We start from the raw sequence: 26,397 nt of genomic DNA on the forward strand, positions 1-26,397 counted from the left end.
GATTTGGATAGCATGCGGAACGACCTGATCTGCCACCCCGACACTCCGGCGCGCGCGGTGCGGTCGATCGCGGTCGAGGTCGATCTGTCGTTCGAGGAGGGCTTTGCGCTGCGCTTCATCGTCGACGGCGAGATCGGCGGCCTTGTGCTGCCGCAGGGCGAGGGCGAACTGGTGATCGCCGACAGCGTCACCGACGGCCTATGGCAGAGCACCTGTTTCGAGGCCTTCCTGACCGAGGAAGGCCAGCCCGACTATACCGAGTTCAACTACGCTCCTGACGGGCGCTGGGCCTGTTATCAGTTCGACGATTATCTTTCGCTGCTCCGTCCCGACGACCTCGCGCCGTGGCTGATGGAGAGCGAGCGCGAGGTGGGCCGCTATGTCCTGCGCGTCGAGCCGGGGATTTTCCCCGATGCTGGATCGAAGCTGGCGCTGTCGGCGGTGATCGAGGAGGTCGACGGCACGAAAAGCTATTGGGCGCTGCGGCATCCTGCGGGCAAGCCCGACTTCCATCATCCCGATTGCTTTGCGCTGACGCTTGAGGCACGCGGGCGGGCATGACGACCCTCTTCGGCATCGACCGCCTGCTCGCCGATCCGGCGCTTCGCAAACCACTCGAGGGCAAGCGCGTCGCGCTGCTCGCGCATCCCGCCTCGGTGACGGCCGACCTGACGCACAGCGTCGATGCGCTGGTGGCGGCCGGGATCGACGTGACCGCGGTGTTCGGGCCGCAACACGGTGTTCGCGGCGACCTGCAGGATAATATGATGGAGTCGCCCGACTTCACCGATCCGACTTATGGCATGCCGGTGTTCAGCCTCTATGGCGAAGTGCGGCGGCCGTCGGGGCAGTCGATGCATACGTTCGATGTCATGCTGGTCGACCTGCAGGATCTGGGGTGTCGCATCTATACCTATGTGACGACCTTGCTCTACGTCCTCGAGGCCGCGGCGCAGCATGGCAAGGCGGTGTGGGTGCTCGACCGGCCCAATCCGGCGGGACGTCCGGTCGAGGGGACGCGGCTTCTGCCCGGCTGGGAAAGCTTCGTCGGCGCGGGGCCGATGGTGATGCGCCACGGCCTGACGATGGGCGAGATGGGGCACTGGTTCATCCGCCACTTAGGGCTCGACGTCGACTATCGCGTGATCGAGATGGAGGGGTGGCAGCCCGAGGGGCCGGGCTTCGGCTGGCCCACGGATCGCGTGTGGATCAACCCGAGCCCGAACGCCGTCAACGTCAATATGGCGCGCGCCTATGCGGGCACCGTGATGGTCGAGGGCGCGACGCTCAGCGAGGGCAGGGGCACGACGCGCCCGCTCGAACTCTTCGGCGCGCCCGATATCGATGCGAAGGCGGTGATCGCCGAGATGCGCCGGATCGCGCCCGAATGGCTCGCGGGGTGCAAGTTGCGGAATATCTGGTTCGAGCCGACCTTTCACAAGCATATGAAGCAGCTGAACAACGGCGTTCACATTCATGCCGAGGGCGAATGGTACGATCATGCCGCGTTCCGGCCGTGGCGGGTGCAGGCGCTGGGCTTCAAGGCGATCCGCTCGCTCTATCCCGACTATCCGATCTGGCGCGGCAAGGATTTCAAATATGAGTACACCGAAGATGTGCTCGCGATCGACGTGATCAACGGCGGCCCGGGCCTGCGCGAGTGGGTCGACGATGCGGGCGCGGGTGCGGGCGATCTTGACGCGCTGGCGCTGCCGGATGAGGCGGCGTGGCGCGCGGAAATCGAAGAGCTTTTGTTGTATCGTTAGAGCATCGCTTGAAAATCAAAGCTGCTCGTCTCGAGCTTGTCGAAGGACCGTATTTTCTTGCAAGGTCTGAAAACAAGAACAGCCCTTCGACAAGCGCAGGGCGAACGGAAAGAGGGTCGAATATAATGCACAGGCGGCAATTTCTCGGCACGGCGGCACTTGGCGGTCTGGCAGCCAGCCTGCCCGTATCGGCCTTTGCCGCCGATACCGCCGGCCTGCCCAACCTTGCCGCCAAGGCTGTCCCGATCGGCAAGGCCGAGCGCATGGCGCGGATCGCCAAGGCGACCGAATTGATGCGCGCGAACGATATCGGCGCGTTGCTGATCGAGCCGGGGTCGAGCCTCATCTATTTCACCGGGGTCGAATGGTGGCGGAGCGAGCGGTTGACCGCGGCGGTGCTGACGCGCGAGGGCGAGGTCGCGATCGTCACGCCCTTTTTCGAAGAGCCTTCGGTGCGCGAGAGCCTGGGCATCGACGCCGAGGTGCTGACGTGGAACGAGGACGAGAATCCGCTGGCGGCGGTCGCGGGATGGCTCGGCAAGCGCGGGCTGGCGAAGGGCCGGATCGGCGTCGAGGAAACGGTGCGCTATTTCGCGGTCGACGGGCTGGAAAAGGTGATGCCCGAAGCGACGGTGGTCAACGGCGCGCCCGTCGTGCGCGGGTGCCGAATGCACAAGTCGCCCGCCGAAATCGCGCTGATGCAGATCGCCGCGGACATCACGCTCGCCGCCTATCGCCACACCGCGCCGCGCGTCGAGGCGGGGATGACGCCTGCCGACATCGGCGCGATCATGAAGGCCGCGACCACCGCGCTCGGCGGGCAGAGCGAATTCGAGCTGATCCTGCTCGGCGAGGCGAGCGCCTATCCGCACGGGAGCGGCAAGCCGCAGGCGGTGAAGGACGGTGAGGTCGTGCTGATGGACTGCGGCGCGACCGTGCACGGCTATCAGTCCGATATTTCGCGGACCTTCGTTTACGGCAAGGCGACGCCCCGTCAGCGGCAGGTGTGGGATCAGATGCGCAAGGGACAGGATGTCGCCTTCGCCGCGGCGAAGCTCGGCACGCCCGCCGGCAAGGTCGATGACGCGGTGCGCGCCTATTATGAAAGCCTCGGCTGGGGACCGGGATACAAGCTGCCCGGCACCTCGCACCGCACGGGCCACGGTATCGGGCTCGACGGGCATGAGCCGGTTAATCTGGTGCGCGGCGAGACGACGCCGCTAGCACCGGGCATGTGCTTCTCGAACGAGCCGGGCATTTATATTCCCGGCGAGTTCGGCATCCGTCTGGAGGATTGTTTCTACATGACCGACAGCGGCCCGAAGTGGTTCAGCACTCCACCGCCGTCGATCGATCAGCCTTTTGCCTGACAAATCCGTTCGCCCTGAGCTTGTCTAAGCTTGTCCTGAGTGCCTGCAAGGCAGTCGAAGGGGGCCGTTCTTTGCTTTCCTCGGTGAAGAGAAGGACAGTGCTTCGACAAGCGCAGCACAAACGGATTAGGGGCTGGCGTCAGGCGCCTTCGGCCGCTGGACGAGGCTGACGAGCACGAAGCTGATGATCATCAGCAGATACCAGCTACCGAGCTTTTCAAGGCCGACCATATGCCAGCCGTCGTTCTGGCTGGGGTAGGTCCAGGCGCGCGCAAACGTGCCGATATTTTCGGCGAGCCAGATGAAGAGCGCGACGAGCCCCCAGCCGACGAGCAAAGGCATGCGGCGGTGCGTGTGGAGCGGACGGAACCAGACCTGGCAGCGCCAAAAGAGGAGTGCGGTCGCCGCGAAAAGGAACCAGCGGAAGTCGTATAGCCAATGGTGCGCGAAGAAATTGACGTAGATCGCGGCGGCGAGGACATGGCTCGTCCACACCGGCGGGTAGCCGGTGTAACGGAAGTCGAAGATACGCCAGACACGCGCGATATAGCTGCCGACCGCGGCGTACATGAAGCCCGAGAAGAGGGGCACGGCGCCGATGTGGAGCAGGCTCGGCTCGGGATATTGCCACGATCCCGCGGCGGTCTTGAACAGCTCCATCACCGTGCCGACGATATGGAAAATCAGGATGACGAGCGCTTCCTTCGGCGTTTCGAGCCGGAAGGCGAGCATGCCGAGCTGGATCAGCACCGCGCCGATCGTGATCGCATCATAACGGTGGAGCTGCGCGTTCTCGGGCCAGAACAGGTGCGTGCCGAGCAGCAGCGCGAGCATCAGGCCGCCGAACAGGCACGCCCACCCCTGCTTGAAGCCGAAGACGAGAAACTCGAGGAACCAGCCGCGCGGCCCGGGTTCGACCGCCATCGCTTCCAAGCGCGCGCGGACGGCGTGGAAGCGGCTGTTGCCGCCGCCGCTAGCAGACATAGACGTCAGACATAGACGGCGACGTATGCGATCAGCGAGGCGGCGGGGAGCAGCAGCAGCTGCGCGAGGACCGTCCCGGCGAGGCGGCTCAGCGAGATGAAGGTGATCGCGCGGCGGAAATCGGCCTCGTCGACTTTGCCCTCGACGGCGTCGTCGGTCATCACCGACAGCTGCGGGTCGATGAAGGCGAACAGGAGTATCGTCGCGAAGCCGTTGATCAACGCCGACAACTGCGATGCGGTGACGCGGAATTCGGGGGCGAGATAGCCGGCGTAGAGCGACGCGACCACGCCGACCGCGAGCAGCGACTGCGCGAGGCAGTTGGCGATCAGCACGCCCCAACCGATCCCCTTCGGCATCTTCCAGCTCCGGAGGTGCGACAGGCTGGGGATCGTCAGCGACCGGCGCAGCGTGCGCAGCCCGCTCGGGCTCGCGGCCTTCAGCGCGAGCTTCGTCGTCGAGCGGTTATCCTGATACCAGCCGATCGCCGCCGCAAACATCCGCTGCCCCGTCGGCACCAGCAATATCCCGATCAACGTCGCGACGCTTGCCGCGGCGAGCACGAGCTGCATGTCGATGAACAGCGACGCCCCGCTGCCGTCGTGGATCCGCGTCTCGATCCGCTTGGCGAGGAACGGGCCGAGGAAGCTGTTCGAGGTGCGCGAGAAGAGCACGAGGATGTTGAACAGCGCAAAGGACATCGCAATGCGCCGCGTGCGGACGCCGGCGATACGCGCGGCGTAGGCGAGTGCGCCGATCAGGTTGATGAAGCCGGTCAGCAGCAGGATGGTGACGAGGGGGAGGTCGATCATGTCGGGGCCTAATACGTAGAAATCCGTTCGTGTCGAGCGAAGTCGAGACACCCTAGGGGCGTGTGCCGATGATGGGCATCTCGACTTCGCTCGATGCGAACGGAATTAGGGGATCGGCGCAAAATGGTCACGACCAGGTTTGGCCGCCTCGCCGTCAATGCTTGCGCGTCAGCTCGCGCATCGCATCGTCGAGCCCCGCGAGCGTCAGCGGGTACATGCGGTCGTTCATCAGCTGTTTGATCAGCTTCACCGACTGGGTGTAGCCCCAATGCGCCTCGGGCACCGGGTTGAGCCACACCGCGGCGGGATAGACATGGGTGATGCGTTGCAGCCAGACCGCGCCCGATTCCTCGTTGAAATGTTCGACGCTGCCGCCCGGATGGGTGATTTCATAGGCGCTCATCGACGCATCGCCGACAAAGATCACCTTATAATCATGGCCATATTTGTGGAGGATGTCCCACATCTGGTGGCGTTCCGACCAGCGGCGCTTGTTGTCCTTCCACACGCCTTCGTACGGGCAATTGTGAAAGTAGAAGAATTCGAGATTCTTGAATTCGGTCGTCGCGGCGCTGAACAATTCTTCGCACAGCTTGATGAACGGATCCATCGACCCGCCGACGTCGAGAAACAGCAGCAGCTTGACCGCATTGCGCCGTTCGGGGCGCATCTTGATATCGAGCCACCCTTGCCGCGCGGTGCCGTCGATCGTGCCCGGGATGTCGAGCTCGTCGGCCGCGCCCTCGCGCGCGAATTTGCGCAGGCGGCGCAGCGCGATCTTGATGTTGCGGGTGCCGAGTTCCTTGGTGTTGTCGAGGTTCTGGAACTCGCGCTTTTCCCAGACTTTCAGCGCGCGCTTGTGCTTGCTCTCGCCGCCGATGCGGACGCCCTCGGGGTTGTAGCCCGAATTGCCATAGGGCGACGTGCCGCCGGTGCCGATCCACTTGTTGCCGCCCTGATGGCGCTTCTGCTGTTCCTCGAGCCGCTTCTTCAGCGTCTCCATGATCTCATCCCAGTCGCCGAGCGACTTGATCGCCTCCATCTCCTCGGGCGTCAGATATTTCTCGGCGACCGCCTTCAGCCATTCCTCCGGAACGTCGACGGGGTTCTGGCCATAGTCGGTGAGCAGGCCCTTGAAGACCTTGTTGAACACCTGGTCGAAGCGGTCGAGCTGCCCTTCGTCCTTCACATAGATCGAGCGGCTGAGATAATAGAATTGCTCGGGCGTCCGGTCGATGACCTCGCGGTCGAGCGCCTCCAGCAGCAGCAGATGCTCTTTCAGGCTGGCGGGAATGCCCGCGGCCCGCAGTTCGTCGAGAAAGCCCAGAAGCATGGCAAAGACCTATCGCGTCGGCGCGGTGCGCGCAATCACTTTACGTTTACGGAAACTTGGGTCGCGACAGACAGGAGAAGTGGCGGAAAACTGCGCAACTTCACTCGCAAATCGCGAACGGACGGCGTGGGCCGCGTCGGCTAAAGCCACAAAAGACCCGCCTGCGCGACCGGGCTTTGCGGCTTTTGCGGCCTTAAGGCGACAAAAGATACGGACCGGCGCGTCGAAACTGTCTCCTTTGTCGTTTTAGGAACGATGTGGGAGACCGCCTGGGGCGGATGGGTATCGGCGATCCAAAGACTCATGCGAAGGGGCTGGCACAGCGGGATAATGTAGGAAAGGGGCGATTTGCTTGTCAGACGGCTTTCGACCGATTGCGGCCGTAAAGATCCTCCCCGCTTACGGGGAGGGGGACCACCGGAGGTGGTGGAGGGGGCTGGCGGAGTGAGCCGAGGTTGCGGGAGGACGCACACCCCCTCCGTTAGCCGCTGTGCGGCTACCACCTCCCCACAAGTGGGGAGGATTGAACGTCCGCTCACCACCCCCAAGCCGACGCCCGCTACCGGCACCCATTGACGCCCCGTTAACCATTGCCCGTCATATCTTCGCGATCATTCAGGGACGTGGGTGCGCAATGAAATTCGAACCTATCAATCCGGCCGCGCCGATACTCGACCAGTCGGTGGCTTCCGACTGCGGCGAGTTGGCCGTCGGCTGCAGCGACGCCGCGGGGCGCATCAAGCGGGCGACCGACCAGATGGACCGCCAGATCGCCGAGCTCGGCCGGCTGGAAGAATTCGTCGTCAGCCTCGAAAACGACCAGCGTCAGATCGCCGATTCGACCGACGAGGCGAAATTGCTTTCGGCGCGCGCGTGCGAACAGCTCGACACCGGCGCCGAGCGCGTCAATGCCGCGGTCAGCGAATTCCGTTCGGTCATCGACCTCGTCGCGCGATTGGGCACGCATGTCACCAATTTCGCCGCGGTGATGGAGCAGGTGCAACAGGTCAGCCAGTCGATCGAGTCGATCGCGAAGACCACCAACATGCTTGCGCTGAACGCCGCGATCGAGGCGGAGCGCGCAGGCGATGCCGGGCGCACTTTTGCGGTCGTCGCCGCCGAGGTGAAGAAGCTGGCGCAGAACACGCGCGGCGCGACCGACGAGATCCGCCGCAGCATCGGCAGCCTCGCCACCGAGGCAAGCGGGCTGGTTGCCGAAATCCAGTCGGGCGTCGAACAGTCGAGCCGTGCCGAGGCGCAGTTCGAGACGATCACCGATGCGCTGCACGATGCAACGCATCTCGTCGCGCTGCTCGACGACCAGAGCGACCGCATCGCGCAGTCGAGCGCGATGGTGCACGCCAATGGCGCCAAGGTGCGCGAGGCGATGGACCGCGTCGTCACCTCGGTGCGCGACAACAGCGCCACCCTGGAGGGCACGCGCGATTCGATCCTGTCGATGGAGCATGTGTCGAACCGCATGTTCAACGCGGTGATCTCGGCCGGCGTTTCCCCGCAGGATTCGGCGATCGTCGAGCTGGCGGCGAAGGTCCGCGACGAGTTCGTCGGTCTGGCCGAAGCGGCGATCCAACGCGGAGAGCTGACCATGGAGCAGGTCTTCGACACCAACTATGTTCGCGTCCCGAACTCCAACCCCGAACGCTTCCGCACGACGCTGTGCGACTGGGCCGACGCCAATTGGCGGCCGCTGTTCGACCGCATCGTCGCGACCCATCCCGAAATCAAGATGTCGTCGGCGGGCGACATGAACGGCTTCCTGCCGACGCATATCACCGACTGCTCGCGCGCGCCGACCGGCGACCTGGAGCATGACACCGCGCACTGCCGCAACGGCCGCATCCTCTATGACGAGACCGACGCCGCCGCGAAGCGCAGCACCGCGCCCTTCTTCATGACCGTCTATCGCCAGGAAGGCGACGGCATCAATTACATGACCGTGCGCAACGTCTATATGCCGGCGATCATCAACGGTCGCCGCTGGGGCGACGTCGAGGTCGCCTACCAGCTCTAATTTTGTGAAGGCGGGGGCGGCGGCTGCGCCGGATGCTGTTCCAGCGCCGGATCGATCGTGACCCAGGCGGGGGCTTCCTGTACCCAGATTGCCGCCGTCGGTTCAAGACCGTGCACCGGGTCGAGACTCCCCAGCCGTACGGCGCGCATCTGCGGCCGCGCGGACGACGAACCGAAAAGCTGGGTGCCGCACGATGGACAGAAATACCAGGTCAGCTCGTTGCCGCTGTCGGCGGCATGCGCGTTCGAGGCGAGCGTGCCCGTCACGCTGATCGCGTCGGCCATGAAGAAAGCGTTATGCGTCGGTCCGCCCGCCGCCAGCTTCTGGCAATGGCGGCACCAGCACTGGCGCACCGCGAGAGGATCGCCAGCGATCTCGAACCTTACCGCGCCGCAGGCGCAGCTTCCTGAATAATTGCCGTCCGCCATGCCTCGTCCCGCATCATCGCTTTTGCGAGAATATCAGAAGCGCGCGCGGCCGCAATCGGCCATGCGCTCGCGATGTGAGCAATCGGACGCCGGCGGCGGTCAGGCGCCCTGGCGGCGCGCCATGAAGGCGAGCTTTTCGAACAGCATCACATCCTGCTCGTTCTTGAGCAGCGCGCCATGGAGCGGCGGGATCGCCTTGCCGACGTCGCGGTTCTGCAGGACTTCGAGCGGCATATCCTCGGCGAGGAGCAGCTTCAGCCAGTCGATCAGCTCGCTGGTCGAGGGCTTTTTCTTGAGCCCCGGAACGTCGCGCACATCATAGAAGATGTCCATCGCGCGGCTGACCAGCGTTTTCTGGATACCGGGGAAGTGGACCTCGACGATGTCGGCCATCGTGTCGCGGTCGGGGAATTTGATATAGTGGAAGAAGCAGCGGCGCAGGAAGGCGTCGGGCAGTTCCTTCTCGTTGTTCGAGGTGATGACGACGATCGGGCGTTCCTTGGCGCTGATCGTCTCGTCGGTCTCATAGACATGGAAGGCCATGCGATCGAGTTCCTGGAGCAGGTCGTTCGGGAATTCGATGTCGGCCTTGTCGATCTCGTCGATCAGGAGGACGGGGAGTTTCGGGGACGTGAACGCCTCCCATAGCTTGCCCTTCTTGATGTAATTGCGGATGTCGTGGACGCGCTCTTCGCCGAGCTGGCCGTCGCGCAGGCGCGCGACCGCGTCATATTCATAAAGGCCTTGTTGGGCTTTCGTGGTCGACTTGATGTTCCAGGTGATCAGCGGCGCGTCGAAGGCCTTGGCGATTTCCTCGGCCAGCACGGTCTTGCCGGTGCCGGGTTCGCCCTTCACGAGCAGCGGGCGGCGCAGCATCGTTGCGGCGTTGACCGCCACCTTCAGGTCGTCGGTGGCGATATAGGCGCTGGTACCTTCGAAACGCATCGGCTCTTTCCCTTAACGTGAACGTCAAGCGAAATGGCACAGCGAGGGGAGGGGTGCAAGCAAAGTTGATGATCCTCCCTGCCGCGTGGCGGTGGGGAGGGGGACCGTCGGCGCAGCCGATGGTGGAGGGGCTGCGTTCTGGCCGTTCCGTCAGCGCTGCGCCGAAGGCGCAGTTATCCTGAGCGCCTGCAAGGCAGTCGAAGGGCGCCGCCACAGGGAGGATGTTATGCGTGGGCGCGGCTCGCGGCGCGCGCGGCGAGAAGGTCCCAGAGGCCCGCATGCTGCGCGATCAACTGCTGCGCGCCGAAGGCGACGGCGCGTTCGGCGGCCGGGCTGTCGGCAACATCGGCGGCAAGCCGCGCGGTGTCGCGCAGATCGGGCAGCGTGCAGCGCGGCGTATTCATGTCGAGCCGCTGGGCGCTGATGTCGAGCAGGACGCGGATCGTGCGCCAGTCGAGCGTCAGCGCGATCGCCGCACCGACCGCGCAGCCGTGGCGGTCGGATTCGGCGAGCATGTCGAGCGCCTTGCGCTGTGCCGCGACCGCGGCTTCGCACTGCGCCTGACCCTGTGTGCTCGGCACGGGGCCGACGGCAGCCGCGATCCTCGACAGGAAAGCGCGCTCCTGCGCGAAAGCCTGCGCGGCTTCCTCCATCCATCGGCGCGAAATCGGGTCTACTGCCTTGCGCGCGGCGCTGTCGACGACGCCGGGATAGCGGCCGTGGAGCAGGCCGATGAAATGGACGGCGTCGGCCAGGTTGCGCATCGCGTCGGGGCCGCTGGACAGCGCGCCCGATTTGACATGCGCGTGCGCTCCCGTCCCCTCGCTGGCGACGAGATTGTCGAGCAGTTCGGCGACGCCACGCGAGGGCAGCTGGGGCTTGGTCGACTGGCTCAACGCGTGATCCTTGCCTGGGGCGGCGGGCAAGACCCGATGCCGGTGGATTTCAAGCGTCGTGCTTAGACGATCGTCGTAAACGTCACGTTTATAAGGGGCGGGCGATTTGCGCCGAATTGGCTCGCCTCTGTTCCGGATAGGGACAGCGTGCGCGCGATGCGAAAAGACCGGCAAGCACGGGGGAGGGCTTGCCGGTCTTCGATGCTATGGCGCCGGGGAGCGCCATGGTCTGCGGGAGGCGAGCAGGGCGGGGAGAGGGAGAGAGCCCGGCCCGCGTCCCGTCAAGCTGCGAGAGCGAAATCTTCGGTCTTGCCGTCGGCCTTGGCGGGTTCGACCGCGGTCGGCGCGGACTGCTCGACCTGCACCGCCGCCGCCTTGTTCGGGAAGAGCAGGCGCGAGGCGAGAACGATGAAACCGAGCGCGAAATAGGCGGCAAAGGTCTGCACCGGGAAGAAGAACAGCGGCGCGATGAACGCGAGGCGCAGATACAGCGGGTTGAAGCCAAAATCCTGTCCCACGGCCTCGCAGATGCCGAAGAAAGTATCGCGGCGGCGGAAGAGGTTTTCGGTTTCGGTCTGCATCATCTTGTCTTTCCCTTTGGCCGCGGCGGAGGGGGAGCCGCGTTCATACCCACTGCTAAGCAATGGCCGTGCCAGTTCGTGCATTCTCTCTATTTCCGGGATTTTTCGGGTCGGCCGGATCGGCCGCCGTCCCGGCGATATGTATTGTTTCCCATCGAATGGGATTATTTGCCATTTAGCGGTCCCGGATGAACGCTCCCTGACGGAGCAGCACCCGGCGACGACCGCTATCTGGCGTCGAAATATGAACAATTGAAGTAGGCAGCCGCAAATTTTTGTGCGCCGCACCAATTTTTCGACGAACGCCGGTTTCAGGGGGACGGAGGGCGCTCCGCGGCGCGGCCCGACAGGAAAAAGCCGAGGGCGCCGACGATGCAGGCGCCGAACAGCAACCCTTCGATTCCGGCCGTCGCCGCCTGGCTGACCGGGCCGAAGCCGGTTTCGCCGAACAGGCGGCCGATCGGCGCGAGACTGAAGCGCGAGTCGGGGAAGCGCCGGACGAGCTGATCGAGACTGCCGCCAAGCAGCGTCCCGCCCAGCAGAGGGAGGATGAAGCCCGCCGCGCCCGTCGCCGCCGCACCGATCGCAACGGCCTGCGCCGGCGAACGCGACCGGCGGCCGGCGATCCATGCCGCGAGGCCGACCGCCGCCCCAAGCACCGCGCCTTCGGGCGCACCCGTCATCCGGCCGGGCGCCTCGCCGAGCAACAGCCGGAAGGCGTCGAGCCCGACGAGCTTCGCTGCGCCGCCGGTAACGAAGCCGCCCGCCAGGCCGCCGAGCACGCTGCTCTGCCAGCCAATGGGCCAGCGCCGGGTCGCGAGCGCGATGCCGAGGCCGACGCCCGCCCCGGCGACGAGGCCCACGAGCATGTTGATCGCCAGCAGGACGAACAGCGCCGACGTTGCGCCGAGGCCCGGCTGCAAACCCTGCAGATTCACGCCGAGCCCGTAGAGCGTGCCGCCCAATATGCCCGCCGCGCCGCCGCCGATCGTCGCCGCCGCGACGGGTAGCAGCACCGAGCCGGTGGCGTCTGGGGCCGGCCTTGGCGCGATGCCCGCCGAACCGGCCTGCACGGCCCCGACGAAGCGATAGCCGTGCTTCGGCACGGTTTCGATAAATCGCGGGCGCGCGGCGTCGTCGCCGAGCAGGCGGCGCAGCGAACGGATGCACTGGGTCAGCGCTTCGTCGGTGACCGGGACGCCCCGCCATACCTCGGCCATGAAGCGATCCTTGGTGACGAGCCGGCCGCGTTCGGCGAGCAGCAGCGCCAGCGCATCGAAATAGCGGCTGCTCAGATCCAGCACAGCGTCGCCGCGGCGCAGGCTGCGATCCGCCGTGTCGACGGCGAAGTCATCGAACCGAAAGCGGGTTTCAGCCATTTTTCAGCAAAATCTCAGATCCTGCTCATGCCGTTCATCGGCCGCGCGGCCACAGCTAAAGCCCCAAATGGTCAAGGAGGCAAGCGAATGGTGGTGGAGACGAACATCGGATGGAACGGCTGGCGCATCGCGCGATGGACGGCCGGCGCCCTGTTGCTGCTGACCCCGCTGGCGATGATGCAGCTGAGCAGCGAGTGGAACTGGAACGCGGGCTCCTTTGTCTTTGCCGGCGTGATGATCGGCGGCGTCTTGCTGCTTTACGATCGCGCGACGCTGGTGTCGCCGAGCTTCGCCTATCGCGGCGGCGTGATCGTCGCGCTGGCGGTGTCGTTCCTGCTGGTCTGGGTCAATGTCGCGGTGGGCATCGTCGGCAGCGAGGACAATCCCGTGAACTTGAGCTTTTTCATGCTCGTGCTGATCGCCGCGATCGGCGCCTTTTCGGCCGGCTTTCGTCCTGCCGGGATGGCGCGCGCGATGCTGGGCACCGCGGGCGTACAAATGCTGCTCGCGCTGGTCATAGGGACGGCGCCTTCGACCCAGCGTGATCCCGCCGGGGTCGTCGGCCTGGTGATATTGAGCGCCTTCTTCGCCGCGCTGTGGCTGACCGCGGCGGCGCTGTTCCGTCACGCGGCGAAAACCGCCGAAGTGCGCGCCGACTAAAAAAATAGCCCCGCCGGAGCGGGGCTATTTCAACATCGCCTGCGCCCGACCTTACTGGTCAAGGAAGCTGCGCATCTTGCGGCTGCGGCTCGGATGCTTCAGCTTGCGGAGCGCCTTCGCCTCGATCTGGCGGATGCGCTCGCGCGTCACGCTGAACTGCTGGCCGACTTCCTCGAGCGTATGGTCGGTGTTCATCCCGATGCCGAAGCGCATGCGCAGCACGCGCTCCTCGCGCGGGGTGAGCGACGCCAGCACGCGCGTGACCGTTTCCTTGAGGTTCGACTGCACCGCGGCGTCGACCGGGATGACGGCGTTCTTGTCCTCGATGAAATCGCCGAGGTGGCTGTCTTCCTCGTCGCCGATCGGCGTTTCGAGGCTGATCGGCTCCTTGGCGATCTTCATCACCTTGCGAACCTTTTCGAGCGGCATCGACAGGCGCTCGGCCATTTCCTCCGGGGTCGGCTCGCGGCCGCTTTCGTGGAGGAACTGGCGGCTGCACCGGACCAGCTTGTTGATCGTCTCGATCATGTGGACCGGGATGCGGATCGTTCTCGCCTGGTCGGCAATGCTGCGGGTGATCGCCTGACGAATCCACCAGGTCGCATAGGTGCTGAACTTGTAGCCGCGGCGATACTCGAACTTGTCGACCGCCTTCATCAGGCCGATATTGCCTTCCTGAATGAGGTCGAGGAACTGCAGGCCGCGGTTCGTATATTTCTTGGCGATCGAGATCACGAGGCGCAGGTTCGCCTCGACCATTTCCTTCTTGGCGATGCGCGCTTCGCGCTCGCCCTTCTGGACCATGTTCACGACGCGGCGGAATTCGGTCAGGCTCATGCCCGCCGCCTGCGCGATTTCGCTGATCTCGATGCGGATGCGGTCGACGGCGCCGGCTTCATTCTCGGCGAAGGCGGCCCATTTCTTGTCGATGCCGCCGACTTCCTCGAGCCAATTCTCTTCGAGCTCGCGCCCGACATAATTGTCGAGGAACGCCTTGCGCGGCACCTTGTGGCGCTCGGCGAGGCGCAGCATCTGGCCGCCGAGCGCGGTCAGGCGGCGGTTGTAGCTGTAGAGCTGGTCGACCAGATATTCGATCTTGGTGCCGTGGAACTGCACGCTCTCGACCTGCGCGGTGAGTTCCTCGCGCAGCTTGTGATATTTCTTCTCCGACGCCGACGGGAATTCGTCGCCGCCCGACAGCGATTCGAGCCGCGCTTCCTGCAGCTTCTGGAACGCCTTGAAGCTCTTGGTGATGTTCGCAAACTTCTCCAGCGCGTCGGGCTTCAGCAGCTCTTCCATCGCCGCGAGGCTGAGGGTGTTGTCTTCCTCGTCCTCCTCGAAGGTTTCGCGCTTGCCCGACGAGCCTTCGCCGTCCTCGTCATCCTCGTCGGCGGCGGGCTCTTCCTCGACCTCGTCCTCGTCCTTGAACGAGACGCCGGCGGTCTTTTCGCTGATCTCGCCATCGTCCTCGGCGCCTTCCTCGTCGAGATTCTCGGGCGCGGGATCCTTCGACAGCATCGCTTCCAGATCGACGATCTCGCGCAGCTGCATGTCGCCATTGTTCAGCGCGGTCGACCAGTCGATGATCGCGTTGAAGGTCAGCGGGCTTTCGCAAAGCCCCAGGATCATCGTGTCGCGGCCCGCCTCGATGCGCTTCGCGATCGCGATTTCGCCCTCGCGGCTGAGCAGCTCGACCGCGCCCATTTCGCGCAGGTACATGCGGACGGGATCGTCGGTGCGATCGACCGTTTCCTTCTTCTTTTCGATCGCGGGGTTCGACACCGAACCGGTGCCGGCCGACACATCGACTTCGTCGTCGGGTTCGGCGTCGGCCTCTTCCTGCACATCCTCGTCGCTTTCGACGATGTTGATGCCCATGTCGCTGATCGCCGACATGATGTCCTCGATCTGCTCGGACGACATCTCGTCCTGCGGCAGCGCCGCGTTCAGCTCGTCATAGGTCAGGTAACCGCGCTTCTTGCCGCGCGCGATCAGCTTTTTGACATCGGCCTCGTTGAGGTCGATCAGCGGGCCGTCGGTGTCGGTATCGGTGTCGGCGGTGTTCTTCGTGGCCATTTATTGTTCCTGGTCATTGCCCAGCCGGTGGGCATCTAAAAAGGGTCGGTCGTCACTGGCTGCTGTCGGACAGCGCGGCCAGGCGGCGGGTCAGTTCTTCATCCATCGCACGCAACCGCTGTTGGCGTGCCAGGCCTTCGTCGTCCATCGTGCGCTGAAACTCCGCGGTGGCCTCTGCCAGCCGGGCGCGGATTTCGGGCTGGGTGACCAGCACGCCGATATATTCGTCCAGGTCGCGCAGCGCGATTTCGCGTGCTGCATCAACCTCTTCGCCTTCGAGCCTGCGATTGAACGAGAAGTGCATTCCGTCGGCTCTGAGCAATGTCATCGCCCTATTATACACTTTCATGGGTTCCAATATGGCAAGCAACCCCTCGCAATCAAGCCCTTCTTGGGCATTTGCGATGTCAAGCATTGCGCCGAGCAGTTCGGCGTCGCCGGAATCGGGGATCGCGAGCCGGAACAAATCCTCTTCGTTGCGCCGGATCGCCTCCGGATAGCGCAGCAGGCCGCCAAGCAACGCCGCGGCATAGGGCCCGCCGATACCCGCCTGTCCCAGCGCGCGCGTCTCCGCGGCGGGCGGCTGATAGCGCAGGTCGGGCTGGAAGCGGCGGCCGCCACGTTGCGGCTGCGGCGCCCAGGGCACCCGCGGGCCGCGCTCGGGCTGCTTGCGCGCGAACAGGGCGTCGAGTTTCTCGCGAAAGGCCTCGCGATAATGATGGCGGACGTCGGCGTCCTGAATGGCGTCGGCGTGCGCGAGCAGGCGGGTCTTGAGCGCGGCGCGCTCCTCGGGCGTGGCGAGCGGCCCGGCGGCGACTTCATGCGCCCACAGGCGCTCGACGAGCGGCTGGGCTTCGTCCAGAATGTCGGCGAAGCCTGCGGCGCCGCGGGCGCGGACGATATCGTCGGGGTCCTGTCCGGCCGGCAGCGTCGCGAAGGCGAGGCTGAAGCCGGGACGCAGGAGGGGCAGGGCGCGCATCGCGGCGCGCATCGCCGCCTTCTGCCCCGCGCCGTCGCCGTCGAAGCAGAGGACCGGCACCGGCACCATCCGCCAGATCATCCCGAGCTGGTTCTCGGTGAGCGCGGTGCCGAGCGGTGCGACCGCATCGGCGATCCCCGCTTCGGCGAGGGCGATGACGTCCATATAGCCCTCGACGACGATGATCCGGTTCGTCTGCCGCGACGCGGGGCTGGCCTTGTCGAGATTGTAGAGCGTGCGCCCCTTGTCGAACAAAGGCGTGTCGGGCGAGTTCAGATATTTGGGCTCGCCTTCGCCGAGGATGCGGCCGCCGAACGCGATGACCCGCCCGCGCGCATCGCGGATCGGGATCATCAGGCGGCCGCGGAAGCGGTCGTAGGGCTCCTTGTCATCGACCGCGATCAGCATCCCCGATTCGACGAGCATCGCGGTCGGGAATTTCTTGAGCGCTTCCTTGAGCGCGCTGCGGCTGTCGGGGGCGAGGCCGAAGCCGAAGGCCTTGCGCGTGGCGTCCGAAATCCCGCGCTTGGCGAGATATTCGCGCGCGGGCGCGCCGTTGCTGCTGTCCAATTGTTGCGTGAACCAATCGGCGGCGGCTTGCACGACATCGCGCAGGCTCGCCGCCTCCTCGGCCTTCTTCGCGGCGCGCGGGTCGGCGGCGGGGACTTCCATCCCGGCTTCGGCGGCGAGCTCTTTCACGGCATCCATGAACGACAGCCCGCGCTGGTCGGTCATCCAGCGGATGGCATCGCCATGGGCGCTGCAGCCGAAGCAGTGATAGAAGCCCTTTTCGTCGTTGATGGTGAAGCTGGGCGTCTTTTCGTTATGGAAGGGGCAGCAGGCCTTATATTCGCGCCCGGCGCGCGTGACCTTCACCGTGCGGCCGATGAGGGTCGAGAGCGTGATCCGCGATCGCAGTTCGTCCAGCCATTGCGGGGTGAGGGTCAAGCGTTCCCCTCCCATTTATGGGAGGGGTTAGGGGAGGGCATGTCTGCAAGCACGCGCTCGATCTCCATCACGACACCCTCGATCCGCTCCAACACATCATTGTTCCAGAAGCGGATCACCCGATATCCTCGCGCTTGCAGATAGGCCGTGCGCGCTTCGTCTTTCGCTACATCAACTGAATGTTGCCCGCCATCGACTTCGATGACCAGCTTGGCTGTGCGTGACACAAAATCGCAGATGAAAGGGCCGATGGGAAACTGGCGATTGAAGCGGACGCCCGAAATCTTGCGAGCACTGAGCTGCGCCCAGAGCGCCCGTTCGGCGGCTGTGGCGTTGAGGCGCAATTCGCGGGAGCGCGCGGTCGGACGCTTGTAGCCTTTATCCAACAGGCCCTCCCCCGACCCCTCCCGCAAGCGGGAGGGGAGAATATCCGCTCGCAGCCCAACCAGCCCCCCTCCCGCCCCCCGGGAGGGGTCGGGGGAGGACCTGTCTCAGCTCAACGCCGCCTTCACCCACCCGCTCGCCTTGCTCATATCGAGCTGGCTGCCCAGCCGGTCCTTCACCGCGGCCATCACCTTGCCCATATCCTTCAGGCTCTCGGCGCCGAGTTCCACGACGATCGCCTTGATCGCCGCCGTCGCCTCGTCATCGCTGAGCTGCGCGGGCAGGAAATCCTCGATCACGACGACCTCGGCCGCCTCGATATCCGCCAGCTCCTGACGGCCACCCTGTTCGTACATGGCGATCGACTCGCGGCGCTGCTTGACCATCTTCTGCAGCACGTCGGTGACCAGCACATCGTCGTCCGCCGGCGCGGTGCCGGTGCGCAGTTCGATGTCCTTGTCCTTGATCTTGGCCAGCATCAGCCGGATGGTGCCCAGCCGCGCCTTGTCGCCGCTCTTCATCGCGGCAACCTGCGCAGCCTTGATGTCGTCACGAATCATGCGTGTCCCCATGCGCTGCAAATTTCGGAAAGGCCCTCTCTAGCGGCAAGTTTTCGAATCCGATAGCTTGTGAATCACTTTTTTGGCTCCTACTTGGTCGGCCGTTTAGCCCCCCGTCCGGAGCAGTTTAAATGGCACCAGCCAACCCATCAGTCGCGCCCAAAACCCCGCCCCAAAGCCAGCCCGCGGGCGCGACCGGCGTTCTTGTCCTTGCCGATGGCACGATCCTGTGGGGCGTGGGTTATGGCGCCAGCGGTGCGGGCGTGGGCGAGATTTGTTTCAACACGTCGATGACCGGCTATCAGGAAATCCTGACCGACCCGAGCTATGCCGGCCAGATCATCACCTTCACCTTTCCGCACATCGGCAACGTCGGCGCGAACCCCGAGGATATGGAGCGCGAAAAGCGCGCCGCGATCGGCTGCGTCACGCGCGAATTGCCGACTGCGCCCAGCAGCTTTCGCAGCACCCAGACCTTGCCCGAATGGATGGCGGCGCAGGGGCTGATCGGGCTCGCCGGCATCGACACGCGCGCGCTGACCCGCCGCATCCGCGACGGCGGCGCGCCGACCGGCGTCGTGGCGCACCATCCCGAGGGCAAGTTCGACCTCGACAAGCTGTTGATGCTGGCGCAGGGCTGGCCGGGGCTGGAGGGCATGGACCTCGCCAAGACCGTCACGCGCGAGCGGCAGGGCAGCTGGGACGCGGGCGTGTGGCATCTGGGGTCGGGCTATGAGGTATCGAACCACAAGCGCGCGGACGATGCCGCGCCGCACGTCGTCGCGGTCGATTATGGCGCGAAGGACAATATCTTCCGCAACCTGGTGAAGGCCGGCGCGCGCGTCACGGTGGTGCCCGCGAAGACCAGCCTCGACGAGATCATGGCGCTGCGCCCCGCGGGCGTGTTCCTGTCGAACGGCCCCGGCGACCCCGCGGCGACGGGCGACTATGCGGTGCCGGTGATCAGGGGGCTGCTCGAGCGCAACATCCCGATCTTCGGCATCTGCCTCGGCCACCAATTGCTTGGGCTGGCCGCGGGCGCGAAGACGGTGAAGATGCATCAGGGCCACCGCGGCGCCAACCATCCGGTGCAGCGCGTCGGCGGCGATTTTGGGGACGGCGTGGTCGAGATCACCAGCATGAACCACGGCTTCGCGGTCGACGCATCGACGTTGCCCGCGGGCGTCGTCGAGACGCACAAGAGCCTGTTCGACGGATCGAACTGCGGCATCGAGGTGACGGGCAAGCAGGCGTTCAGCGTGCAATATCACCCCGAGGCGAGCCCGGGGCCGCAAGACAGCTTCTATCTGTTCGAGAAGTTTGTGGGCGGGCTGAAGTGAGCTCGGCAAAAGTTGAGCGCGATGCCAAAGTTGCGCTCGTGGCTTTCTATCGAACTTGGGTAACAGAAGGACTGGGGAAGCTTTCCACCTCCGAGTTGGCAGAACGGACGGGCTACAAAGCACCCAAGCAGATTTCGACCGAAGCCTTGGACTTGTTGGTTTCAAAACAATGGATAGCTTGCTCCTCTGACGCCGTAGAATTGACCGACGCGGGACGGAATGCCGCTGTGGATTTCCTAGATCAAAGACAGAAATAACATGCCCAAAAGAACCGACATCCAATCCATCCTCGTCATCGGCGCCGGCCCGATCGTTATCGGTCAGGCGTGCGAGTTCGACTATTCGGGGACGCAGGCGATCAAGGCGCTGAAGGAGGAGGGCTATCGCATCGTCCTCGTCAACTCCAACCCGGCGACGATCATGACCGATCCGGACCTCGCTGACGCCACTTATGTGGAGCCGATCACGCCCGAGATCGTCGCGAAGATCATCGCCAAGGAGCGCCCCGACGCGGTGCTGCCGACGATGGGCGGGCAGACCGCGCTCAACACCGCGCTGGCGCTGTTCAACGACGGGACGCTCGCGAAATATGGCGTCGAGATGATCGGCGCCGATGCCGAGGCGATCGACAAGGCCGAGGACCGGCAGAAATTCCGCGACGCGATGGACAAGATCGGGCTCGAAAGCGCGCGCAGCGGCGTCGCGCACACGCTCGACGAGGCGTTCGCTGTGCTCGAGCGTACCGGATTGCCGTCGATCATCCGCCCCAGCTTCACGCTCGGCGGCACCGGCGGCGGCATCGCGTACAACCGCGAGGAATTCGAGCATATTGTCCGCGGCGGCCTGATCGCCTCGCCCACCACCGAAGTCCTGATCGAGGAATCGCTCCTCGGCTGGAAGGAGTTCGAGATGGAGGTGGTACGCGACCGTAAGGACAATTGCATCATCATCTGCTCGATCGAGAATGTCGATCCGATGGGCGTGCACACCGGCGACAGCATCACCGTCGCGCCGGCGCTGACGCTGACCGACAAGGAATATCAGATCATGCGCAACGCGAGCATCGCGGTGCTGCGCGAGATCGGGGTCGAGACGGGCGGGTCGAACGTCCAGTTCGCGGTCAATCCCAAGGACGGCCGCCTGATCGTGATCGAGATGAACCCGCGCGTGTCGCGCTCCTCGGCATTGGCGTCCAAAGCGACGGGCTTCCCGATCGCGAAGGTCGCGGCGAAGCTCGCGGTCGGCTACACGCTCGACGAGATCATGAACGACATCACCGGCGTGACCCCGGCGTCGTTCGAACCGACGATCGATTATGTCGTCACCAAGATCCCGCGCTTCGCCTTCGAGAAGTTCAAGGGCGCCGAGGCGACGCTGTCGACGGCGATGAAATCGGTCGGCGAGGTGATGGCGATTGGCCGCACCATCCACGAGAGCTTGCAAAAGGCGCTGCGCGGCCTCGAGACGGGCCTTTCGGGCTTCAACTTCGTCGACCGCCTCAAGGGCGCGAGCCACGACCAGCTGCGCAACGAACTGGCGCAGCGCACCCCCGACCGGCTGCTCAACGCCGCGCAGGCGATCCGCGAGGGGCTGCCGCTCGCCGACATCAACCGCGTCGCGGGCTACGACATGTGGTTCCTCGAACGCATCGCCGAGATCGTCGCGGCCGAGCAGGAGGTTTGCGAAAACGGCCTGCCGCGCGACGCCGAAGGGCTGCGCAAGCTGAAAGCCATGGGCTTCTCCGACAAGCGCCTTGCTTATCTGGCGCTCCAGTCGGCGAACCTGCGCCCCGGATCGAAGCGCGCGACCGCGCGCGGTTCGGGTCTGATCCACGAGGCCGTGAAGGCGATGACCGGCGGCGTGACCGAGGCCGAAGTGCGCGCGCTGCGCCACAAGCTCGGCGTGCGCCCGGTGTTCAAGACCATCGACACCTGCGCCGCCGAATTCCAGGCGCAGACGCCCTATCTCTACTCGACCTATGAAGCGCCGACCTTTGGCGAGGCCGAAAATGAGGCGAACCCGTCCGACGCTAAGAAGATCGTCATCCTCGGCGGCGGTCCGAACCGGATCGGGCAGGGGATCGAATTCGACTATTGCTGCTGCCACGCCTGCTTCGCCCTCGAAGAGGCGGGCTATGAGACGATCATGATCAACTGCAACCCGGAAACGGTGAGCACCGACTATGACACGTCCGACCGCCTCTATTTCGAGCCCCTGACCGCCGAAGACGTGCTCGAAATCCTGCACGTCGAAATGTCGAAGGGCGAGCTGGTGGGCGTGATCGTCCAGTTCGGCGGGCAGACCCCGCTCAAGCTCGCACAAGCCTTGGCAGAAGCGGGAATCCCGATCCTCGGCACCTCGCCCGACGCGATCGATCTGGCCGAAGACCGCGAGCGGTTCGCGGCGCTCGTCAACAAGCTCGGCCTCAAGCAGCCCGAAAACGGCATCGCGCGCAGCCGCGAGGAAGCCGTCGCGGTCGCGGCGCGCATCGGTTACCCGGTGCTGACGCGCCCTTCCTATGTGCTCGGCGGCCGCGCGATGGAAATCGTCGACGATCAGGCGCAGCTTGAAAATTATATCGAGACCGCGGTGCAGGTGTCGGGCGACTCGCCGGTGCTGATCGACCGCTATTTGCGCGACGCGATCGAGGTCGACGTCGATGCGCTGTGCGACGGGACCGATGTCGTCGTCGCGGGCGTGCTGCAGCATATCGAGGAAGCCGGCGTCCATTCGGGCGACAGCGCCTGCTCGATCCCGCCCTACAGCCTGTCGGCCGACATCGTCGCCGAGATCGAGCGCCAGACCGAAGCGCTGGCGCGCGCGCTCGAAGTGCGCGGCCTGATGAATATCCAGTTCGCGGTGAAGGGCGACGAGGTTTACCTCATCGAGGTCAACCCGCGCGCCAGCCGCACCGTGCCCTTCGTCGCCAAGGCGGTGGGCTCGCCGATCGCCAAGATCGCGGCGCGGGTGATGGCGGGCGAAAAGCTCGCCGACCTGCCCAGGATCAACCGCGACATCGCACATGTCGCGGTGAAGGAGGCGGTCTTCCCCTTCGCGCGTTTCCCCGGCACCGACCCGGTCTTGTCGCCCGAGATGAAGTCCACGGGCGAAGTCATGGGAATCGATCGCAATTTCAACCTGGCCTTCGCCAAGGCGCAGCTGGGCGCGGGCGACCGCCTGCCGACCGACGGCCGCGTCTTCGTGTCGGTCAAGAACAGCGACAAGCCGCGCATCGTCGGTGCGGTGAAGCAGCTCCGCGCTTGGGGCTGGAAGGTGATCGCGACCGGCGGCACCGCCGACTATCTGGCCGAGCAGGGCATCGAGGTCGAGCGCGTCAACAAGGTCGCCGAGGGGCGGCCGCATATCGTCGACCGGATCAAGGACGGCGATGTGCAGCTGATCTTCAACACGACCGAGGGGTGGCAGAGCCTGCAGGATTCGCAGTCGATCCGCGCCTCGGCGCTGGCCGCCGACATCGCCTATTACACGACCGCGGCGGGCAGCGATGCGGCCACGCACGCGATCGGCGCGCTGCGCGCGCATAGTCTTGAAGTAAAGCCGCTTCAGGACTATTATTGACCATACCGCTCCACCTCCCTGACATTATGGACACAGCGGCTCAGCCGCTCGGCGCTCAACCGCCGAGGCAGGATTATTGACGAAGGACAACAGGATAATGGCTAGCGTTGAAAAGGTTCCGATGCTGCAGGAAGGCTATGAGAAGCTGAGCGCCCAGCTCGCGACTCTCAAGGCCGAGCGCCCGTTGATCGTCGATGCGATCGAGGAAGCGCGCGCGCATGGCGACCTTTCGGAAAATGCCGAATATCACGCCGCGAAAGAGCGTCAGGGTCAGGTCGAAGCGACGATCGGCGACCTTGAAGACCGCCTGTCGCGCGCGCAGGTGATCGACCCGACGACGCTGTCGGGCGACCGCATCGTGTTCGGTGCGACCGTCACGCTCGCCGATGAAGACGACAAGCCGGTGCGTTATCAGATCGTCGGCCAGGCCGAGGCGGACGCCAAGGACGGCAAGATCAGCTACAACTCGCCGCTCGGCCGCGCACTGATCGGCCGCCGCGTCGACGACGAGGTCGAGGTGACCGTGCCGTCGGGCGACAAATATTATGTGGTGACGAAGATCGAATTCGTCTGAGTTCGGAAGGCCGGGCGATGAAGCCGCAGGACGCGCCGCTGGTTACGGGCTATGCGCTGGCCTGCGTCATCATTTTCCTGCTGCTCGAAATCACGGGCTTCCAAGTCGATGCGATCGTCAGCGCGGGCTTCATTCCCGCGCGCTTCGACGCCGAGGTGATCGCGCCGCCCGGGACGACCCTGCTGCCGTTCGTGCTGACGCCGCTGACCTCGGCCTTCCTGCACGGCGGCTGGCTGCACCTGATCTTCAACATGGCGATGCTGCTGTTCATCGGCCGCCAGCTCGAAGCGCCGCTCGGCGCCAAGGCCGTGGCGGTGCTGCTCGTCGCCGGCGCCTATGTCGGCGCCGCTGCGCAATGGGCGGCCGATCCTGCCTCGACCACCCCGATGATCGGCGCCAGTGGCGCGATTTCAGCGCTGGTGGCGGTGTTCGCGCTGATCTTCAGCCGCACGAAGACGGCGGCGATCGGCCCGATCCCGGCGCATTGGGTGCGCGCCATCTGGCTCGCCGCGGCGTGGATCGGCATCCAGCTGCTGTTCGGCGTTGCCGGCGGCGGCTTCGGTGCCGTCGCGATCTGGGCGCATGTCGGCGGCTTCCTCGCCGGCCTGCTCCTTGCCCGTCCGATGCTGCGCTGGCGGTTCGGCGCGCGCTAGGCGAGCAATCCGCCGATCAGCAGCATCGCCACGCGGACGTCGATGCCGCAGCCTTCGGCGCGTTTCGCCGCGACGAAATCCTCGATCCCGGCCAGCGGGATGCGGTGGACGACAATGTCCTCGCCCTCGACGCCGCCGCCTTCGCCGACTTTCGTCAGGTCCGTGGCGACGAGCAGCGTGAAGCTCTCGCTGACCATCCCCGGCGAGCTGTAGAATTCGCCTACGGTGCGCCAGCGCGCCGCCGAATAGCCGGTCTCCTCGGCCAGCTCGCGCGCCGCCGCGACCTCGGGCGCTTCGCCTGCGCTTTCGTCGCCGACGAGGCCGGCGGGCAACTCGATGCACCGGACCTTCAGCGGCACGCGATACTGCTCGACCAGGATGACGTGGCGCCCGTCGGGCGCGTCGTCGATCGCCAAGATCACGGCCGCATGGATGCCGCGCGAGCGCGAGACATATTCCCACGTCCCCTGCTGTTTGACCGTGATGAAGCGGCCCTCCCAGCGCGTCTCGATGGGTGTGTCGGGGGAGGGTCGGGACACGGCAAATCCTTTCGATCCGTTCGCCCTGAGCTTGTCGAAGGGCCGCTTTTCTTTCGATGGTAGGGCGAAGTGCGGTGCTTCGGCAAGCTCAGCACGGACGGAAATGACGGGGCCGACTAGAGCTCGATCAGCCGGTCGGGCAGCTCGTTCGGATTTTCGCTGCCGCGCGGGAAGTGGTCGGCCAGGACGACGCCCATCTGGCGCACCGCCTCGGCCATGCCTTCGCCGGGTTTGCCGGCGCGGATGCGCTCGATCAGCGACGCCATGGCGTCGCCCCATATCTCCGGCGCCACTTTGGCGGCGATCGCTTCGTCGGCGACGATGTCGGCGCGATGCTCGCGCAGGCTGACATAGAGCAGCACGCCGGTGCGGCCCAGCGTCTTCGCCTCGGTGCCGACCTTGAACAGATCGACCGCGCGGGCGCGCACGCGCGCCGCCTTGATCGCGCGCGGCGTCAGCGCCAGGCGCAGCGGCCGGTACAGCAGGATCAGCCACACGCCGATCCATTTGAGGACGCCGATTGCAATGACGGTGCCAAGCCACTGATTGGGCGTCAGCTCATGCCCCCATCCGCCGCTCAGCCGGTAATAGAGGCCCTGATAGAAATCGGGGAACAGCGCGATGACCGACATCGCCAGGAAGGCGATGACGCTCGCCCAGACGAGCGCGACGTCGTCATAATCGTTGGATTGGGCGGCGATCACGGTGACGATCTCGCCGCTGGTACGATCTTCCGCGGCCGCGACTGCCGCGGTGACGAGATCATGGTCGGCGGCGCTGACGTGACTGACTTTCATGGTCCCGCTCCCTTACCAGCCGCCCGACGCGCCGCCGCCGCCGAAGCTGCCGCCGCCGCCAGAAAAGCCGCCGCCACCGCCCCAGTCGTCGTCGCCCCAGATGATGATTGGCGCGCCGCCCCACGGGCGATTGCGCCGATGCCGCTTGCCGCGCCGCCCAAAGGCCGTGAGCATCGGCAGCACGAAGAAGAACAAGACGATGAAGCCGATGAAGATGAGCCCGCCGATATTGCCGTCGTCCGCCCGGTCGCGCTCGGCCTTGTCGGCCGCGGCGGCGCGCGCGGCGGCTTCCTCGGGCGGCAGCTGGATCTGCTGGGCGATCGCATTGACGCCGTCCTGAATGCCGCCCGGCATGTCGCCCGCCTTGAATTTCGGCGTCACGATATCGCGGATGATCCGCCCCGACAGCGCATCGGTCAGCACGGGCTCAAGGCCGTAGCCTACCGAGATATTCATCCGCCGCTCGTTGGGGGCGATCAGGAAGACGACGCCGTCGTTGTTTTCCTTGCCGCCGATCTTCCACTCGCGACCGAGACGATAGCCGTAGTCGGAGATGTCGTTCCCTTCGAGGTCGTTCACTGTTGCGACGACGAGTTGGTGCCCGGTCGTCTTTTCCAGCTGTTCGAGCTGAACATTGAGATCAGCTTCCTCGGTCGCAGGGATGATATCCGCCTGATCGACGACGCGGCCGGTGAGCTTCGGGAAGCTTTGCGCGGCGGCTGGCACCGCCGCCAACAGCAGCCCGGAAAGGGCCGCCGTTGCCAGCGGGCGCAACAAGGGGA

General features: G+C 65.2%; 25 protein-coding genes. 10 read left to right on the forward strand and 15 right to left on the reverse strand.

Annotated elements, in window-relative coordinates:
- The first annotated feature begins 12 nt into the window (after positions 1-12).
- From ATE67_RS11925 to ATE67_RS11935, 3 genes are all read left to right on the forward strand, one after another.
- The gene (locus ATE67_RS11925) at positions 13-561 is read left to right on the forward strand and encodes a DOMON-like domain-containing protein (RefSeq protein WP_058816893.1); all 549 of its coding nucleotides are present in this window, start codon (positions 13-15) and stop codon (positions 559-561) included.
- Positions 558-1,766, forward strand: coding sequence for an exo-beta-N-acetylmuramidase NamZ family protein (locus ATE67_RS11930; protein ID WP_058816894.1), 1,209 nt, complete (start codon positions 558-560; stop codon positions 1,764-1,766). The genes ATE67_RS11925 and ATE67_RS11930 overlap by 4 nt, the downstream gene beginning before the upstream one ends.
- A 125-nt stretch (positions 1,767-1,891) precedes the next feature.
- A complete protein-coding gene (locus ATE67_RS11935) occupies positions 1,892-3,136 on the forward strand; it encodes a M24 family metallopeptidase (protein WP_058816895.1) in 1,245 nt (414 codons plus the stop codon).
- A 126-nt stretch (positions 3,137-3,262) separates the two neighbouring features.
- Here ATE67_RS11935 and ATE67_RS11940 read toward each other — a convergent pair whose 3' ends face one another.
- The 3 genes from ATE67_RS11940 to ATE67_RS11950 form a co-directional block, all read right to left on the reverse strand.
- Positions 3,263-4,120, reverse strand: coding sequence for a DUF817 domain-containing protein (locus tag ATE67_RS11940; protein WP_058816896.1), 858 nt, complete (start codon positions 4,118-4,120; stop codon positions 3,263-3,265).
- A 5-nt stretch (positions 4,121-4,125) separates the two neighbouring features.
- A complete protein-coding gene (locus ATE67_RS11945; protein WP_082660338.1) occupies positions 4,126-4,932 on the reverse strand; it encodes a lipid II flippase Amj family protein in 807 nt (268 codons plus the stop codon).
- 154 nt (positions 4,933-5,086) lie between these two features.
- Positions 5,087-6,265 (reverse strand): vWA domain-containing protein, encoded by a 1,179-nt coding sequence (locus ATE67_RS11950; protein ID WP_058816897.1) that lies wholly within the window; start codon positions 6,263-6,265, stop codon positions 5,087-5,089.
- 634 nt (positions 6,266-6,899) lie between these two features.
- On the opposite strand from ATE67_RS11950, the gene ATE67_RS11955 reads away from it, so the two are divergent.
- Complete coding sequence (locus tag ATE67_RS11955) at positions 6,900-8,297, forward strand: methyl-accepting chemotaxis protein (RefSeq protein WP_058816898.1); 1,398 nt, start codon at positions 6,900-6,902, stop codon at positions 8,295-8,297.
- On the opposite strand, the gene ATE67_RS11960 is transcribed toward ATE67_RS11955, so the two are convergent.
- The 5 genes from ATE67_RS11960 to ATE67_RS11980 form a co-directional block, all read right to left on the reverse strand.
- Positions 8,294-8,725, reverse strand: a complete 432-nt coding sequence (locus ATE67_RS11960; protein WP_058816899.1) for a GFA family protein — start codon at positions 8,723-8,725, stop codon at positions 8,294-8,296. The genes ATE67_RS11955 and ATE67_RS11960 overlap by 4 nt on opposite strands.
- A gap of 99 nt (positions 8,726-8,824) precedes the next feature.
- Positions 8,825-9,670 (reverse strand): AAA family ATPase, encoded by an 846-nt coding sequence (locus tag ATE67_RS11965; protein WP_058453951.1) that lies wholly within the window; start codon positions 9,668-9,670, stop codon positions 8,825-8,827.
- Positions 9,671-9,894: 224 nt separating this feature from the next.
- Positions 9,895-10,566 (reverse strand): DUF6975 family protein, encoded by a 672-nt coding sequence (locus ATE67_RS11970; RefSeq protein ID WP_058816900.1) that lies wholly within the window; start codon positions 10,564-10,566, stop codon positions 9,895-9,897.
- A 281-nt stretch (positions 10,567-10,847) separates the two neighbouring features.
- Complete coding sequence (locus ATE67_RS11975) at positions 10,848-11,150, reverse strand: PspC domain-containing protein (RefSeq protein ID WP_231728141.1); 303 nt, start codon at positions 11,148-11,150, stop codon at positions 10,848-10,850.
- 308 nt (positions 11,151-11,458) lie between these two features.
- The gene (locus ATE67_RS11980) at positions 11,459-12,526 is read right to left on the reverse strand and encodes a winged helix-turn-helix domain-containing protein (RefSeq protein WP_058816901.1); all 1,068 of its coding nucleotides are present in this window, start codon (positions 12,524-12,526) and stop codon (positions 11,459-11,461) included.
- An 87-nt stretch (positions 12,527-12,613) separates the two neighbouring features.
- Here ATE67_RS11980 and ATE67_RS11985 point away from each other — a divergent pair, with 87 nt between their 5' ends.
- Positions 12,614-13,186, forward strand: coding sequence for a hypothetical protein (locus ATE67_RS11985; protein ID WP_058816902.1), 573 nt, complete (start codon positions 12,614-12,616; stop codon positions 13,184-13,186).
- A 51-nt stretch (positions 13,187-13,237) separates the two neighbouring features.
- Here the strand turns inward: ATE67_RS11985 and rpoD are convergent, their stop codons facing one another.
- The 4 genes from rpoD to ATE67_RS12005 all read right to left on the reverse strand — a co-directional run bounded on the left by rpoD (position 13,238) and on the right by ATE67_RS12005 (position 18,133).
- The gene (gene rpoD, locus ATE67_RS11990; RefSeq protein ID WP_058816903.1) at positions 13,238-15,262 is read right to left on the reverse strand and encodes an RNA polymerase sigma factor RpoD; all 2,025 of its coding nucleotides are present in this window, start codon (positions 15,260-15,262) and stop codon (positions 13,238-13,240) included.
- Between the two features lie 52 nt (positions 15,263-15,314).
- Positions 15,315-17,189: a DNA primase gene (gene dnaG, locus ATE67_RS11995; RefSeq protein WP_058816904.1), complete on the reverse strand. Its 1,875-nt coding sequence runs from the start codon at positions 17,187-17,189 to the stop codon at positions 15,315-15,317.
- Positions 17,186-17,575 carry an endonuclease domain-containing protein gene (locus tag ATE67_RS12000; protein WP_058817086.1) on the reverse strand — a complete coding sequence of 130 codons (390 nt, stop codon included), beginning with the start codon at positions 17,573-17,575 and terminating at the stop codon, positions 17,186-17,188. Before ATE67_RS12000 ends, dnaG begins: the two co-directional genes overlap by 4 nt.
- A gap of 105 nt (positions 17,576-17,680) precedes the next feature.
- Positions 17,681-18,133, reverse strand: a complete 453-nt coding sequence (locus tag ATE67_RS12005; RefSeq protein ID WP_058816905.1) for a GatB/YqeY domain-containing protein — start codon at positions 18,131-18,133, stop codon at positions 17,681-17,683.
- A 131-nt stretch (positions 18,134-18,264) separates the two neighbouring features.
- On the opposite strand from ATE67_RS12005, the gene carA reads away from it, so the two are divergent.
- From carA to ATE67_RS12025, 5 genes are all read left to right on the forward strand, one after another.
- A complete protein-coding gene (gene carA / locus ATE67_RS12010; protein ID WP_058816906.1) occupies positions 18,265-19,473 on the forward strand; it encodes a glutamine-hydrolyzing carbamoyl-phosphate synthase small subunit in 1,209 nt (402 codons plus the stop codon).
- Positions 19,470-19,730, forward strand: a complete 261-nt coding sequence (locus tag ATE67_RS21855) for a hypothetical protein (protein WP_156416997.1) — start codon at positions 19,470-19,472, stop codon at positions 19,728-19,730. Before carA ends, ATE67_RS21855 begins: the two co-directional genes overlap by 4 nt.
- Position 19,731: 1 nt before the next feature.
- Complete coding sequence (gene carB / locus ATE67_RS12015; protein WP_058816907.1) at positions 19,732-23,052, forward strand: carbamoyl-phosphate synthase large subunit; 3,321 nt, start codon at positions 19,732-19,734, stop codon at positions 23,050-23,052.
- A 97-nt stretch (positions 23,053-23,149) separates the two neighbouring features.
- A complete protein-coding gene (greA, locus tag ATE67_RS12020; protein ID WP_058816908.1) occupies positions 23,150-23,626 on the forward strand; it encodes a transcription elongation factor GreA in 477 nt (158 codons plus the stop codon).
- A gap of 17 nt (positions 23,627-23,643) precedes the next feature.
- Positions 23,644-24,279, forward strand: a complete 636-nt coding sequence (locus ATE67_RS12025) for a rhomboid family intramembrane serine protease (protein WP_058816909.1) — start codon at positions 23,644-23,646, stop codon at positions 24,277-24,279.
- On the opposite strand, the gene ATE67_RS12030 is transcribed toward ATE67_RS12025, so the two are convergent.
- From ATE67_RS12030 to ATE67_RS12040, 3 genes are all read right to left on the reverse strand, one after another.
- A complete protein-coding gene (locus ATE67_RS12030) occupies positions 24,276-24,818 on the reverse strand; it encodes an NUDIX hydrolase (RefSeq protein ID WP_058816910.1) in 543 nt (180 codons plus the stop codon). The genes ATE67_RS12025 and ATE67_RS12030 overlap by 4 nt on opposite strands.
- A 116-nt stretch (positions 24,819-24,934) precedes the next feature.
- The gene (locus tag ATE67_RS12035; protein WP_058816911.1) at positions 24,935-25,615 is read right to left on the reverse strand and encodes a TPM domain-containing protein; all 681 of its coding nucleotides are present in this window, start codon (positions 25,613-25,615) and stop codon (positions 24,935-24,937) included.
- A 12-nt stretch (positions 25,616-25,627) separates the two neighbouring features.
- Positions 25,628-26,392 (reverse strand): TPM domain-containing protein, encoded by a 765-nt coding sequence (locus ATE67_RS12040; RefSeq protein WP_231728142.1) that lies wholly within the window; start codon positions 26,390-26,392, stop codon positions 25,628-25,630.
- Positions 26,393-26,397 lie beyond the last annotated feature (5 nt).

Source organism: Sphingopyxis sp. H050 (assembly GCF_001468265.1).
In the GTDB taxonomy this organism is placed as follows: domain Bacteria; phylum Pseudomonadota; class Alphaproteobacteria; order Sphingomonadales; family Sphingomonadaceae; genus Sphingopyxis.

What these genes read in the sequence shown, in the direction of transcription:
- ATE67_RS11985 (WP_058816902.1), top strand. Translation starts at nt 12,614, where the DNA reads ATGGTGGTGGAGACGAACATCGGATGGAACGGCTGGCGCATCGCGCGA.
- ATE67_RS11975 (WP_231728141.1), bottom strand. Translation starts at nt 11,150, where the DNA reads ATGATGCAGACCGAAACCGAAAACCTCTTCCGCCGCCGCGATACTTTC.
- ATE67_RS11940 (WP_058816896.1), bottom strand. Translation starts at nt 4,120, where the DNA reads ATGTCTGCTAGCGGCGGCGGCAACAGCCGCTTCCACGCCGTCCGCGCG.
- ATE67_RS11925 (WP_058816893.1), top strand. Translation starts at nt 13, where the DNA reads ATGCGGAACGACCTGATCTGCCACCCCGACACTCCGGCGCGCGCGGTG.
- greA (WP_058816908.1), top strand. Translation starts at nt 23,150, where the DNA reads ATGGCTAGCGTTGAAAAGGTTCCGATGCTGCAGGAAGGCTATGAGAAG.
- ATE67_RS11930 (WP_058816894.1), top strand. Translation starts at nt 558, where the DNA reads ATGACGACCCTCTTCGGCATCGACCGCCTGCTCGCCGATCCGGCGCTT.
- carA (WP_058816906.1), top strand. Translation starts at nt 18,265, where the DNA reads ATGGCACCAGCCAACCCATCAGTCGCGCCCAAAACCCCGCCCCAAAGC.
- ATE67_RS11960 (WP_058816899.1), bottom strand. Translation starts at nt 8,725, where the DNA reads ATGGCGGACGGCAATTATTCAGGAAGCTGCGCCTGCGGCGCGGTAAGG.
- ATE67_RS12035 (WP_058816911.1), bottom strand. Translation starts at nt 25,615, where the DNA reads ATGAAAGTCAGTCACGTCAGCGCCGCCGACCATGATCTCGTCACCGCG.
- ATE67_RS11945 (WP_082660338.1), bottom strand. Translation starts at nt 4,932, where the DNA reads ATGATCGACCTCCCCCTCGTCACCATCCTGCTGCTGACCGGCTTCATC.
- ATE67_RS11935 (WP_058816895.1), top strand. Translation starts at nt 1,892, where the DNA reads ATGCACAGGCGGCAATTTCTCGGCACGGCGGCACTTGGCGGTCTGGCA.
- ATE67_RS11955 (WP_058816898.1), top strand. Translation starts at nt 6,900, where the DNA reads ATGAAATTCGAACCTATCAATCCGGCCGCGCCGATACTCGACCAGTCG.
- ATE67_RS12025 (WP_058816909.1), top strand. Translation starts at nt 23,644, where the DNA reads ATGAAGCCGCAGGACGCGCCGCTGGTTACGGGCTATGCGCTGGCCTGC.
- ATE67_RS12005 (WP_058816905.1), bottom strand. Translation starts at nt 18,133, where the DNA reads ATGATTCGTGACGACATCAAGGCTGCGCAGGTTGCCGCGATGAAGAGC.
- ATE67_RS11980 (WP_058816901.1), bottom strand. Translation starts at nt 12,526, where the DNA reads ATGGCTGAAACCCGCTTTCGGTTCGATGACTTCGCCGTCGACACGGCG.
- ATE67_RS11965 (WP_058453951.1), bottom strand. Translation starts at nt 9,670, where the DNA reads ATGCGTTTCGAAGGTACCAGCGCCTATATCGCCACCGACGACCTGAAG.
- rpoD (WP_058816903.1), bottom strand. Translation starts at nt 15,262, where the DNA reads ATGGCCACGAAGAACACCGCCGACACCGATACCGACACCGACGGCCCG.
- ATE67_RS11950 (WP_058816897.1), bottom strand. Translation starts at nt 6,265, where the DNA reads ATGCTTCTGGGCTTTCTCGACGAACTGCGGGCCGCGGGCATTCCCGCC.
- carB (WP_058816907.1), top strand. Translation starts at nt 19,732, where the DNA reads ATGCCCAAAAGAACCGACATCCAATCCATCCTCGTCATCGGCGCCGGC.